The 12,072-nt window shown below is 67.8% G+C and carries 11 protein-coding genes and 2 pseudogenes; 7 read left to right on the top strand and 6 right to left on the bottom strand.

Translation table 11 applies throughout. The features are described 5' to 3' along the window. Nucleotides 1-296: 296 nt before the first annotated feature. On the bottom strand, nt 297-1,031 hold the full coding sequence (locus tag ABZ464_RS29400) for a GntR family transcriptional regulator (protein ID WP_359281495.1): 735 nt from the start codon (nt 1,029-1,031) through the stop codon (nt 297-299). A 239-nt stretch (nt 1,032-1,270) separates the two neighbouring features. Here ABZ464_RS29400 and ABZ464_RS29405 point away from each other — a divergent pair, with 239 nt between their 5' ends. The 4 genes from ABZ464_RS29405 to ABZ464_RS29420 are packed head-to-tail and all read left to right on the top strand — an operon-like array spanning nt 1,271 to nt 4,357. Then, nucleotides 1,271-1,546: a hypothetical protein gene (locus tag ABZ464_RS29405; protein WP_359281497.1), complete on the top strand. Its 276-nt coding sequence runs from the start codon at nt 1,271-1,273 to the stop codon at nt 1,544-1,546. Between the two features lie 47 nt (nt 1,547-1,593). Continuing rightward, nucleotides 1,594-2,967 carry a replication initiator protein RepSA gene (gene repSA, locus ABZ464_RS29410; RefSeq protein ID WP_359281748.1) on the top strand — a complete coding sequence of 458 codons (1,374 nt, stop codon included), beginning with the start codon at nt 1,594-1,596 and terminating at the stop codon, nt 2,965-2,967. Further along, nucleotides 2,961-3,179 carry an excisionase family DNA-binding protein gene (locus ABZ464_RS29415; RefSeq protein ID WP_359281499.1) on the top strand — a complete coding sequence of 73 codons (219 nt, stop codon included), beginning with the start codon at nt 2,961-2,963 and terminating at the stop codon, nt 3,177-3,179. Before repSA ends, ABZ464_RS29415 begins: the two co-directional genes overlap by 7 nt. After that, nucleotides 3,179-4,357, top strand: coding sequence for a site-specific integrase (locus tag ABZ464_RS29420; RefSeq protein WP_359281501.1), 1,179 nt, complete (start codon nt 3,179-3,181; stop codon nt 4,355-4,357). Before ABZ464_RS29415 ends, ABZ464_RS29420 begins: the two co-directional genes overlap by 1 nt. A gap of 809 nt (nt 4,358-5,166) precedes the next feature. Here ABZ464_RS29420 and ABZ464_RS29425 read toward each other — a convergent pair. From ABZ464_RS29425 to ABZ464_RS29435, 3 genes and pseudogenes are all read right to left on the bottom strand, one after another. Next, a complete protein-coding gene (locus ABZ464_RS29425) occupies nt 5,167-5,673 on the bottom strand; it encodes a hypothetical protein (RefSeq protein ID WP_359281503.1) in 507 nt (168 codons plus the stop codon). A gap of 3 nt (nt 5,674-5,676) precedes the next feature. Then, a pseudogene (locus ABZ464_RS29430) lies at nt 5,677-5,861 on the bottom strand (helix-turn-helix domain-containing protein). 82 nt (nt 5,862-5,943) lie between these two features. Then, nucleotides 5,944-7,172 (bottom strand): annotated as a pseudogene (locus ABZ464_RS29435) (DUF3631 domain-containing protein). A 650-nt stretch (nt 7,173-7,822) separates the two neighbouring features. Here ABZ464_RS29435 and ABZ464_RS29440 point away from each other — a divergent pair. Next, nucleotides 7,823-9,016, top strand: coding sequence for a hypothetical protein (locus tag ABZ464_RS29440; protein ID WP_359281506.1), 1,194 nt, complete (start codon nt 7,823-7,825; stop codon nt 9,014-9,016). Between the two features lie 220 nt (nt 9,017-9,236). Here the strand turns inward: ABZ464_RS29440 and ABZ464_RS29445 are convergent, their stop codons facing one another. Next, nucleotides 9,237-9,440: a hypothetical protein gene (locus tag ABZ464_RS29445; RefSeq protein ID WP_359281769.1), complete on the bottom strand. Its 204-nt coding sequence runs from the start codon at nt 9,438-9,440 to the stop codon at nt 9,237-9,239. 300 nt (nt 9,441-9,740) lie between these two features. Between ABZ464_RS29445 and ABZ464_RS29450 the strand changes: the two genes are divergently transcribed. Then, nucleotides 9,741-10,418 carry a hypothetical protein gene (locus ABZ464_RS29450; protein ID WP_359281509.1) on the top strand — a complete coding sequence of 226 codons (678 nt, stop codon included), beginning with the start codon at nt 9,741-9,743 and terminating at the stop codon, nt 10,416-10,418. Here ABZ464_RS29450 and ABZ464_RS29455 read toward each other — a convergent pair. Next, complete coding sequence (locus ABZ464_RS29455) at nt 10,408-11,361, bottom strand: bifunctional DNA primase/polymerase (RefSeq protein WP_359281511.1); 954 nt, start codon at nt 11,359-11,361, stop codon at nt 10,408-10,410. The genes ABZ464_RS29450 and ABZ464_RS29455 overlap by 11 nt on opposite strands. A gap of 368 nt (nt 11,362-11,729) precedes the next feature. Here ABZ464_RS29455 and ABZ464_RS29460 point away from each other — a divergent pair, with 368 nt between their 5' ends. After that, nucleotides 11,730-12,044 (top strand): hypothetical protein, encoded by a 315-nt coding sequence (locus tag ABZ464_RS29460; RefSeq protein ID WP_359281514.1) that lies wholly within the window; start codon nt 11,730-11,732, stop codon nt 12,042-12,044. The last annotated feature ends 28 nt before the right edge of the window (nt 12,045-12,072 follow it).

A 12,072-nucleotide genomic window follows, 5' to 3' on the forward strand; every position in this document is an offset into this window, starting at 1 on the left:
CCCGACCGGCAACGAGCCGAGACTTCCGCGACAGCAGCGATCTCATGTCTGACCAGCGGAATCCACACACGAGGTTCGGAAAGAGAACGACCTCTAAAGCCGTGGAGCCGACCGCCCCAGCCACGACGGGTTCTGACCTCATGCTCCTGTGTGCCTGCCTCTTGGGCGGGCGGGGGTCGTCGGCCGTGCCGAGCGGGGCGGAGACATGAGCGCGGGCGCGGACGACGGCCCGCGCCCGCCCGGAGGAGCGAAGCGACGACGGGTGCTTGATGAGGTAGAGATTCCTGTAACAGCTCTCAGCTGCTCAGGCGGTACTCCAGGACGTACGAACCGGCGTCCAGCAGCATCTGGTTGACCTCCACGGGGCGCTCGTCCTCGGTGAGGGCGGTGCGGCAGATCTCCAGGACCGGGGTGCCGGCCGCGAGGGCCAGGGCGGTGCGCTCCTCCTCGCTCGGCATCCGCGCCCGAAGTTCCTCGGAGAAGAGGACAGGTTCCGCGCCAAGCTCGGCCAGGCGGGCATAACTGCCTCCCGGGCCCGTGTTCGGCTGGGCGATCGCCGTGTCCCGGACCAGGTCCGCCGGGAGGTACGACGTTGCGATCTGGACCGGGCGGTCCTCGACCACGAACTTCCGGCTCCTCACGATGACGGCCGCTCCGGGCTCAAGGTTCAGCAGGCGCCCGATCTGGCGCGGGGCCTCGGCCTCGTAGACCTGGACGTCGGTGACCAGGGGGCGCTGGGCCACATCGGCTGACCAGATGGACTGCCCTGCGTCTCGGCGCGTCTTGGAGAGGCGGTCGTTCGCGACCCGGCGGATCGGCCTGAACTCCCGTACGTAGGTTCCGGATCCCGGCCGCGCGACCGCCAGGCCCTCGCTCACGAGGATCTTCAGCGCCTGGTTCGCGGTCATCTTGGCGACGCCGTACGTCTTCACCAACGACGGCTCACCGGGCAACCGATCGCCCGGCTGTAGGTCACCGGACTCGATCCGCGCCCGGAGATCGTCGGCGATCTGCCGCGCAGTCTCGGGCATTGTCTCTCCCACTCCTCGATGCTCCCTAGGGTGGTCAGACTACCTGCCACCCCCTTCCGGACGCACGAACGCGTACCCGATCACTTCTCCAACGCACCTCCATCAGCAGGTCTCGTTGACATCCCTAGGGAGGTTTGGTTTCAATCTCCCTAGGGAGGTGAAGACTCCCTGAAGAAGGGCGGCGCCCCTACCGCCAAGCAGATGCGCCGCCCCACCCCTCTTCCAAGGGAGCCTCCATCATGCCTGTCTCGCTGATCCACCCCGGCCGACGGACCGGGGCCTCAGCACCGAGGATCGTCCGGCGTACGACCCGTAGCTGCGCGGTGTGCGGCAAGACGCGCTGCCAGGACGCGAACGCCTGCCGTACGGCCTTCGGCACCACCGAGTGGCTGGAGTGCCCGGCCTGCGCGGGCAGCGGCTACGACACCACCGGGTTCCAGCTCTACTGCCCCGACTGCGGCGGCGCGAAGGTCCTGGAGGTCGTGATCGTCGACGCTCCGGGGGTGGTCGAGTGACGGTGTTCCCCGTCGCCCCTGAGGCCGTGGCCGGTGCGGCGGCCACCATGGGCACTGACCCCGTGACCGTGGCTGATCTGCTCCGGGTGGCCTCGGCCCCCGGCTTCGACCGTTGGCGTGAGCAGGTACGCCGTACGGGTGGCTGCTCGGACCCGATCCACCTGACCGGCACGACCGTCACCCGTGACACCCGGACCGGGGATGTCCTGTACTCGTACTCCACGGGCGAGGAGCCGGGCGGCCGTCTCCGAGTCGCCTGCGGCAACCGGCGGGCCTCCCGCTGTCCGTCCTGCGCCTGGACGTACGCGGGCGACGCCTACCACCTGATACGCGCCGGGCTCACCGGGGATCCGAGGATGGGCATCCCTGACGGCGTACGCATCCACCCCGGCGTGTTCGCCACGCTCACCGCGCCCTCCTTCGGGCCGGTCCACAACCGCCCCGAGAACGGCCGCTGCCGCTGCGGTGTCGCCCACTCCGAGGACGCCCCCGAACTCGGCACGGCGCTCGATCCGACGACGTACGACTACGCCGGGGCCGTCCTCTGGAACAACCACGCCGGTGACCTCTGGCGCCGGTTCACGATCTACCTCCGCCGCGAGATCGCCGCCCACGCCGGAGTGACTCAGGGCGCGCTGCGGGAGGTCTGCCGGATCTCCTTCGGCAAGGTCGCCGAGTTCCAGAAGCGCGGGGCCATTCACTTCCATGCCATCGTGCGCCTGGACGGCCCGGCCGGTCCCGACGACATCCCGCCCGAGTGGGCGAGTACGGCCCTCCTCGGCGACGCGATCCGCGCTGCTGCCACCCGTGTTCGCGTCCCGGTACCGGCCTCCGACGATGTTCCGGCGCGGGTCCTGCGCTGGGGTGATCAGGTCGACGTGCGCGGGATCGGCACCGACGGCCAGGAGCTCACCGAGCAAGCCGTGGCCGCGTACGTGGCGAAGTACGCCACCAAGGCCGCCGAGTCCACCGGCACCGTTGATCGCCGCGTCGGGGAGCTCTCGGAACTCGACAAGCGGCCCGACCTTCCCGACCACGCCCGGCGCCTGATTCGAGCCTGTCATGCCCTTGACCGGCACTACCCGGACCGCAAGCTCTGGGCCTGGGCTCACATGCTCGGCTTCCGCGGCCACTTCCTCACCAAGTCCCGGCGCTACTCCTCGACCTTCGCCGAGCGTCGCCAGGTCCGCGCCGACTTCCGTGCGCGGCAAGAGCGTCGGGAGCGCGGGCTGCCCGAGGACCTGGACGACGCGGAGGGCTCCACACTCGTGCTCGCCCACTGGTCCTACGCCGGGCACGGCCACACCCCCGGCGAATCCTGGCTCGCCGCATCGATCGCAAAGGAGATCCGACTGAACCGAGAGACGGCCCGTGAAGCCCTGGCCGACCTGACCGATCTTGAGGCTGAGGGGGAGTGGTGAGTGTGGATCGACTGCTGAGCGTGCAAGAAGTCGCCGAGCGGCTGGGTACCGGCGTGAGGTTCCCCCGTCGGCTTGTTGAAGAACGTCGCATCACCTTCGTGAAGGTCGGCCGACACGTGCGGATCCCGGAATGGGCTCTGGAGGCGTACGTGGCCGAGAACACCGTGCAGCCGATCGCCCTGCGGCCCAACGCGCTCAGGAGGGCCGCCTGATGGCTGGCAAGCGCAAGTCCCGCCGTGCCTTCGGCCGGGTTCGCAAGCTCCCCTCCGGGCGCTTCCAAGCGCGGTACCCGGGGCCTGATGGAGTCCTCCGCCCTGCGGATCGGACGTTCGCCACCTCGACGGACGCCGACCGCTGGCTCGCCCGGAAGCGCATCGAGATCGAGGAGGGGCACTGGCTGGACCCTGCCGAGGGGCAGACGACCGTACGCGACTGGGCGGCCCGGTGGCTCGCGGCCGTCTCCCCGCAGCTCAAGCACAAGACACAGGCGTCGTACCGGTCGCTGATCAACTCCCTGATCAACCCGGCCCTCGGGGACCGGGAGCTGTCCAGCCTCCGGCCGATCACGGTTGCCGAGTGGGTGGGAGGGATGAGGACCAGGGGGCTCAGCGCCTCCCGGATCCGCCAGGCGTACCGAGTCCTGTCCCAGGTCATGCGGGCTGCCGTCGACAACGACATGATCCCGCAGACCCCCTGCCGGGGCGTGAAGCTGCCTCGGATGCCGCAGACCGAACCGCACATCCTGACCCCGCTCGAAGCCTCCCGGATGGTGCGGAGTGCGGCCAAGCCTCATGACCTGCTGATCGCGCTCCTCGCGTACGCGGGCCTGCGAGTCGGCGAGGCGTTCGCCCTCCGGCGTGCGGACATCGACGTCTCCGGCGGCTTCGTCCTGGTCGACGAGAACCTCGCCGAAGCCAACGGCACCTTGGTCTTCGATACCCCGAAGTCCCATCAGAAGCGGCTCCTCCGCGTCGGCCCGTCGCTCTCCAAGCGGCTCGGCCGGCACCTGGAGACTCTGCCCGGCGGGGAGGACGCGCTCCTGTTCACGACCCCGGGCGGCAAGCCGCTGCGCTACAACCAGTGGCGCAAGGCCTGCTTCGACCCCGCCGTCCTGGCGGCCGGGCTGACCGACGTCACCCCGCATGATCTCCGGGCCTCGCACGGGACGTGGGTCGCCGACCGGTACGGCGTCATGACCGCCGCTCATCGCCTCGGCCACTCCAACGCGAGTGTCACCACCCGGCACTACGCCCGGCCGGTCGCCGGTCGCGACGACCAGGTCGCCGAAGCGGCCGACTCCTGGCTCAGCGGGCACGATCACGAGCCGGGGGCACGTAGCGGGCACGAGGACGATGACGACGGCTCCGCCGGGGCTCTCGTACCCGCCTGACCTGCGGCGGAGTCATCCCGCAGCCGTATCGCCGAGAGATCTTGAAAACCGTCGTGGCAGCGATGTCACCGTGGGTTCAAATCCCACCGTCTCCGCGCAGGTCATAGACAGCGCAGGTCAAAGGGGGTGCCCCAGGCACCGGGGCACTCCCTTTGCGTGCACCGTGTCTCACCCTGATTCGCCGGTATCCCACCTCTGACCAGCGCGTGCGGCCAACCTGCGGCCAGGATGGAAACCGACGGAATGTACCTCGCTGGGTGGCGGAACGCACATCGTGAAAGGCGGCACTGTGCCGCCCAGACGCAGGGAACCGTCCGATAATCCTTGGCGTGGACCAAGGACTTGCCGCCTTGCTTGGGGCGTTCGTCGGAGTCGTCGGCGCTACCACGACTTCCATGCTCACCGGTTGGCACACACGCCAGCAGTCACGCGACCAAGCCCGCATGGATCACGCACGATGGCGACGCGAGGTCCGCCGCGACGCCTATACAGCGGCGCTTGTTCCGATCACTGAGGCACGCGAGGTCGCGCGCCAGGCATCCCGTGCCCTTGTCCGTGAGGACACGGGAACCGATGTGGAGCGATTGCTAGGACGACTTGACGAGCTAATTCACGCGATTCGGGCCTCTTGCGCTCGTTTGTACCTGGAAGGTCCGAAAGACGTAGCAGCGGCTGCGGACGCTGTGCTCAGCGCGTTGCAGATAGTCAACAACAACCTGGTGACCTGGCGCCTTGCTCACCGATCGGCTCCTGAGTCCCTCGTCCAGTACATCGAGCGCCACACCCTCAAGGCGGCGGAGCTCACTCACTCAATAACCCGTTTCGCGGATGAAGCGAGTAGAGCGCTGGAAGCCGCTCCGTAAACCGGTGCCCAGCGGCAACATCAGTTCAGCAGGTCGCTCAATGAGCGCGTTCATCCTGGCCTCTTCGCCGTCCAGCACCTTGGCGTAGTAGCGCTGGCGCACGGCGACGCTCTGCCCCGCCCGCCGGGCGGTCTCGGCCAGGCTCACCCCGGAGCGGAGCCAGAACGAGACACACGCGTGCCGCAGGTCGTACGGGATGGCGGCGAGCGGAGAAGCCACCTGAGCGGCGGTGAGAGCCTTCCGCCGAGCCTCCTTCCACACCGCGCCGTATTCCTGCGACCGGACGGGCCCGCCCCGCACCGCGCTGAACAGCCGGCCGTCGGTGGACGCCCCGAACGCTTCGATGTGGGCGCGCAGGATGGCGACCAGTACCGGCGGGATGGGAACGGGCCGCACTGCACGGTGGGCCCGGTGCTTAAGCCGCCTCTCCTCGTACGGCTTGGGGTCGGTCAATGGTCAGGCTGCGGTCTCGTGTTCTGCCCACCACGCGTCCAAGTCGCTGCGGCGGCAGCGGAGCTGACCATTGGACAGCTTGATGCGTTTCGGGCCTTGCCGCGGGCGCGCGTTCGGTAGAGCGCGGCGCGGCTCGTCTTGATCTCTTTGAGGACTTCGGCGAGCTTGAGCTTTTCGGTGCCAGCCAAGGTGGTGACTCCTTCTCGGGGTCGGTCCTTCGGGAGGTCTCTCTGAGGGCCGCTACTTCCGCTACCGCTGCTACCTCGCAGGTCATGGGCCTGTTGGAGGTAGCGGGAGCGGATGGGTAGCGGGGCGGGAGCGGCGACCTTGGCCGGTTGCCGCTACCGCGTTGTTGCTGGTCAGGCCAGGTTTTCGGTGCCGGGTAGCGGAGGTAGCGGACTTTCCGGGGGCGGGGAGGGGGCAGTAGCGGGCCCAGGCGTCCCGGAGGTAGGCGGTGTAGTAGCCCTTGAGGACGCTTCCGGCGGTCTTGATGTTGCGGGACGTGATGGGCTCGGTGTCGCCGGTCATGTACTCGGCGAGCATCCGGGACAGGCGCCGGTTGTCGAGCGGCTTGCCGTGCAGGTCGGCCCAGGGGGCGTGGTCCAGGGCGTTGAGCCGGGCGAGGATGGCGACGGTGGGCAAGCGGTCGATACCGACCATGACGTGGTTGGCAGGTCGGCCAGCAGCCGGATTCCGATGCTGCCTTTGTCGTTGACCTTGGACGCGGTTACCAGGGTCACGCAGGCGGCGCGGGCCCGCTCGGGCCAGTCGCCGCCGACCGCGTCCGCGATGGCGAGCGGGGGTTCCCACACGTCGGCCGGCCGGTCGGTGACCCCGTCGGGCATCTCCGGGAAAGCACTCGTGATGCGCTCCTGCGCGTTCTCGGCCCACTTGGCGAGACGGTCTCGGAGCCGGTTGCCTTCCCGCACGTGGATGCGGGTGCGGAAGGCTTCCACCTTCTCGTTTCGGGCCCGGCGGCGCATGCGGATGACCACGGACCGGGTCATGATCGTGTCCGGCAGGGAGCCGAGACCGGCGACCGAGACCGAGGGGAAGCCCTGTACCTGTTGGTTGGAGCCATCCCCCACACACCGGTACATCGGACGCGCGCGTGCGTGACCGGCGTTGATGAACCCTTGGAGCTGCTCGTTGTCCCCGGCCTTGGGGCCGAAGATCGTGTCGATCTCGTCGAAGAGGATCGTGGGCCGGCCGCCGTCGATGCCGGACACGGACCGGAACAGCGCTGCGGCGGAAGCGTCCACAGCCGCCGTGGCGCGCGGCACGAGGGTTTCGACCACGTCCAGCGCGCGGGACTTCCTCGAGCCGGGCTCGGGCGAGAGGAACGCGAGACGGGGGGAGTCGAAGCAGTCGAGCAAGTGGGCGTGCGCGTCCCACAGCGTGGACGGCGACGAACGCGGCTTCGGTCGGGAAGACGTTGAAGCGGCGTGGAAGGCTTCCACCTCGTTGAGCAGCGCGGTCCCGTCGATTGTGTCGGTCATGCGGCGGCCCTCCCTTCCTCGTGGGTGCGGAGTGGACAAGCAGTGCGGTGGGCTTCGTGGTCGGTGATCAGGGCGAGCACACGCGGTTTACCGATGGCGCTGCGGTCCCGGCCGCACGCACACCGCGACGTGGCGATGGGAATCGCTCCGCGCGGGGCCACGATGTGCAGCCACGCGACCGGGTACCGGCCGTCACCACGGCGCGGGGCAGGGGGAACAGCAGTGGGACGCCTTCGGCGACGCCTTTCGGCCGCATACGGCCGCACGGTCCACAGGCTGTGGAGCGGCGGGCAGGCCGGTTGGGCCACGCACACAACAATCAGCCACCTGATGCCTTGGCAGGGGTACATCGCGGCTTGGGCGGCCAGCAGGAACCTTGAGCTCGGCGCCCCACAGTCAACAGGCGTATCCTGAGAATTCAGATCGGGTTCTGCCCTAATTGACCATTCGACTACAAGAGTCGGATTCCTCAAATGGCAAGTTGACCTAGCGCCTGAGCGCAGACCGCCTTTGCGCTCCTCCTTGCGCAACTCATCCCCATGGGGACTCGAGCGGCTGTCTCCAATTTGCTGCCATATTCGGCAATTTCTGCTGCAACCCGCTGCTACGGACCACCGTTAGATTTGCTGTTGCCGGATGAGGTGACTGCTATGACCGAGAACCCTCAATCCAGTCCTGGATTCGAAGCGGAAAATGTCGCGGAACGCGCTGCCGAAAAGGCTGTGGAGCGAGCTGTCGAAAACTCACTGAAACAGACCGACTCTAAACCTCCATGGATAGAACTACCCCTTGCCTGGATTCGCTACTTGCGAACAGAGCTCAGCATTCAGGAATGCATAGGAGATGAAAATGGGAAGTGCGAGCGGGAAAAACTTCTCACCGGAGCTAGGGGGCATCTCAGGATCGCCGAAATGGCATGCATGGAAAAACATGGATGGCTCAATCGATTCAGGAAGGCGAATAGGCTAGAGCGAATATGGGCAAACATAAGAGCTGCTGATGTGAATCTGCTAGCGCAGAGTTCCGACGAAGAACTAACTGCCCGCTGTGGATTCGTAAAAGCAATGGTCCAGCAGTACATACACAAGGATAGCCCGCAGCGCATAGGGGCAGAAGCGACCATCAAGTCAATCTTGAATGGAGCTCAAAAAGAAGAGAGTGTATCGAAACGGGATCGCATCGTAATAGTTCAAGCGCTAGGTATATCGTACGCGGCTCTTGACGGCAGACTGCGGCGGGTTCGAATCTTTGCCAACATGCTATGGCTTGCAACTGGACTTACGTTTCTCGGTGCTGCGGCGCTTGCCATTTGGGGCGCCTTCGATCCACAGACTCTGAGCCTGTGCTTCGAGCATCCCCAGAAGGGGGACTTGATTACCGGTAACGGGAATCCGCCTCTAGAGCCAGAGGACGTGATCGTTTGCCCTACAGGTGAGGAAATAATTAGCAAGAATCGACGCTTCGTTGACGACTACGCTGACCGCTTGGATGTCCTTTCTGTAGAACTTGCTGGGCTCGTGGGGGCCGCATTGACAACAATTGCCGCCCTGCGAAGAATAAGTGACAACCATACTTCCCCTTACGCTCTCCCTCTAGCAGCAGCCACTCTGAAGTTTCCGCTCGGAGCGATAGCGGCTTTCGTTGGAATTCTGTTTATTCGGGGAGCATTTCTTCCTGGGTTGAGCGCACTCGACACACCGATACAGATTCTCGCTTGGTCGGTCGTTTTCGGGGCGGCCCAGCAGCTCGTGACCCATTTTATTGACCAAAAGGCTCAAACGACATTGTCGGGTATCGGGAAACCGCCTGATCCTCCGGTTAAGACGGCAAAGAGCAGAGGCTGAGCCTCGGCACCGGCAGTTTGTGGGACCGGTTGTGGCAAAAGCAACACTTCCCGCCCAGCCTGACAAGGCCGCGGTGTAGCCATACGCCTAGATCTGCGCCCCACAGGTCCCGTCCGGCAACGGTTCGAAAGGGGTGTCCCGACCCCGGGACACCCCTTCTGCCGGCTGCTGGGTCAGAGGAGCGTGCCGTCGGTGATCTGGATGGCGATGCCGTTCTCGATCACGACCCCGAGGAGGTGTCGCCGCAGATCGTGCCCGTGCCGCTGACGCCCCTGGCGTCGGACGTGTTCGCCACCGCCGTCGTGTCCGTCGTGTCGGAGAAGCCGGCGGTGGCGTCGCTGCCCTGGTCGCACGCCGTCATCGGCAAGGCGCCGCCAAGGAGCGCGGCGGAGACGAGGAAGGCCTTGCGACGGTTGCGGATCATTGCAGCTGCCGGGCGGCAGCGCGCGGGTGTACTACGGGCAAGGCCAGAAGGGTGTGGTCCGGCCCGTCGTCCTCGCCGACAGGTGCAACGACGACCCGCTCTGTGTCATGACGCCCGAGATCGGTGAGGGGGTGGCCGCACGCAACCCCACCCCGTCACACCCGTCCCCGCCCCGTGACAGCCGTGTCTCGACTGTGTGACGCAAGGGCTTGCTGCTCTCCCCCTCTGACCAGGGACGTTGTTAGCGTCCCGGCTCGGGTGCGGCCGACTGGGCCGCCCGTGCACAGGGGGACGTCCCAGATGAAGGTCAACCGGCTCAGACCCGTCGTCGGCGCGCTCATGGCCGCCGCCACGCTGACCGCCGTACTCACCGGATGCGACAAGGGCGGCGACTCTGCCGCGGCCGGGGGGACCGCCGCGGGCGCGGGCACTGCGAAGAGCGCCGGCGCGACCGCAGGGGCCGCCGCTGAACCCGCCGGCTCCGTGGCCACAGCGACATCCACCGGCACCGGTACATCGACCGGCACATCGGCCGGCACATCCGACGCCACCCCCAAGCCCAAGCCCTCCGCCACCACCTCGGCCGCCCCCGCCGGATCCGCCACCTCCTGTGCCGACAAGCCCCCAACCCCCGAGGACTACGACCCCGACGAGTTCGCCCTGTTCCGGATCGAGGAGCTTCCCGCCGACACCGGCAAGGTGAACCTGGTCATCCAGCACGGGGCCTGGGGATGCCCCGGCGAGGACACCGACGGCGCCCCCTTCGTCGTCTCCGGGGAGGACAGTCGCTGGGCGCTGGACCAGGCCGCGTACGTCACCGCCGTCACGCCGATCACCGACAGCACCGAGAACCGGCGCATCGGCGTGCAGGAGCTGATCGACTGGGTCGACGCGCACCCCGACTCCGGGCTGGTGTTCCGGTACGAGACCGGCGACGACGGCGCCATCAACCGGCTGGAGCAGGTCTTCACGCCGTAGGGCGGGACATCCGCGCCGCCGACGCGACCGTGGAGCGGGCCTCGCGTTCCGTCAGCCCCGTGCGGACCGCGGCCGCGACGAGCGCGTCGGCGAGCGCCTCGCCGATGCCGTTCTCGTAGGCCCGGCAGGCCGCCCAGAACAGCCGGGTGTTGCGCTGGCCCTCGTGCGCGGCCAGGACGAACTGGAGCAGGCCCCGGCCGTGCGCACCACTCGCCCGGCCCGAAGAAGCGCCAGAAGTGCCAGGAGTGGCAGGAGTGGCAGGAGTACCAGGAGTGCCTCTGGAGTCGGCCCTCTCTACCAGTAGCCTCAGCAGCCCCCGTGGGCAGGGCGCCGGTACGAGGTGGGCGGTGCCCGGTGCCGTGGTGTACACCCCGTGCGCCGTGCGCGAGCCGGGGCCGACCAGGTATCCCCCGGCGCCCCGGATGTCGATCCCGGGGGCCAGTCGGCCGGCCGAGTTGGGGATCACGGCGTCCGGCGGGCCGGTGAGCCAGAGGTGCCGCCCGCCCGAGGGGGTGACGACCACGACCGTCGGCGGAATGCTGAACAGGTGGCGCAGGCCCAGCTCGCGCAGGGCGCCCGTGGCGTCCGTACCGGACTTGGTGTCCAGGTCGACGCCGATCAGACGGTGCGGGGGCAGGCCGCAGGCGATGCCGTAGCCGGTGGCCCAGGGGGCGGCGGCGAAGAGCGCGCGGATGCGGGCCGGGTCGGTCGAGGCGTCGTACACCCCGTGGCCGAAGCGTCCGCAGGTGCCGTGGCACGGAGGGTCCTCGGGGCGGTGGGGGGAGCGCAGGGCCGGGAGTTTGGTGCGGGACAGGGGGATGACGGCCAGGCCGCGCTCGGCGGCCGACAGGGCGTGGGCGAGGGCCAGGGTGGCGGCCTGCCGGGGGTGCCGGCCCGGACGGCGGTCCGGGTTGCGGGTGCTGTGCCGGTCGGTGGTGGCCATGCACTCAGTGTCGTACTGGTGTTCGAGAAAGGGAAGAGCGGGAGCGTCGCGACGCGCCGGGAGCCGTGCCGACGGCCGGACATCCGGCGGAACGCTTCACCTCTTGTGGGGCCTGCGTGACAGCGGTCCGACTCGCCCGTGACCAGAGCGTCCGGAAGAAGAAAAGTGCCGTCGGGGGTTTATCGACTTGTCATCACGCTTGCGTGCTAATCGGGTCTTCCGAGGTGGTTCGGCGGGTTCCGGTGGGCAACTCTGGTCTCGCGACGTCGTCACCGCACCGGGCCGGTCGGCCAATCGACCTGGTGAAAGCCGCAGTTCGAGCCGCTCAGGCTTCGCACTGCACAGTCCGATGGTTCTGGAGGACCAACATGGCAAGCATCCGTACCGCCCGCGTCATCGCCGCCGTCTCCGCCCTTCCGCTGGCCGCCGCGCTCTTCACCGGCATCGCGGTGGCGGACAACGGCGGCTTCGCGGACGACGGATCGAACGCGGGTGTCGCGAGCATCGTGGGCAGCGGTGTCGGACGCGACAACAACGGCAACTCCTCGACCACCCAGCAGAACGCCGTCGGCTCGGGCGCCGCGAACCAGAGCAACACCGGGCAGGTCAACGGCGCCGCCTACACGGCCCTCAACCAGGGCAACAGCAACACCGCGGTCTCCTTCGCCCCGCTCTTCAGGTGAGCCGGTGAGCCGATGAGCCGGCGGAGAC

This window comes from Streptomyces sp. NPDC005820 (genome assembly GCF_040630255.1).
Classification (GTDB): domain Bacteria; phylum Actinomycetota; class Actinomycetes; order Streptomycetales; family Streptomycetaceae; genus Streptomyces.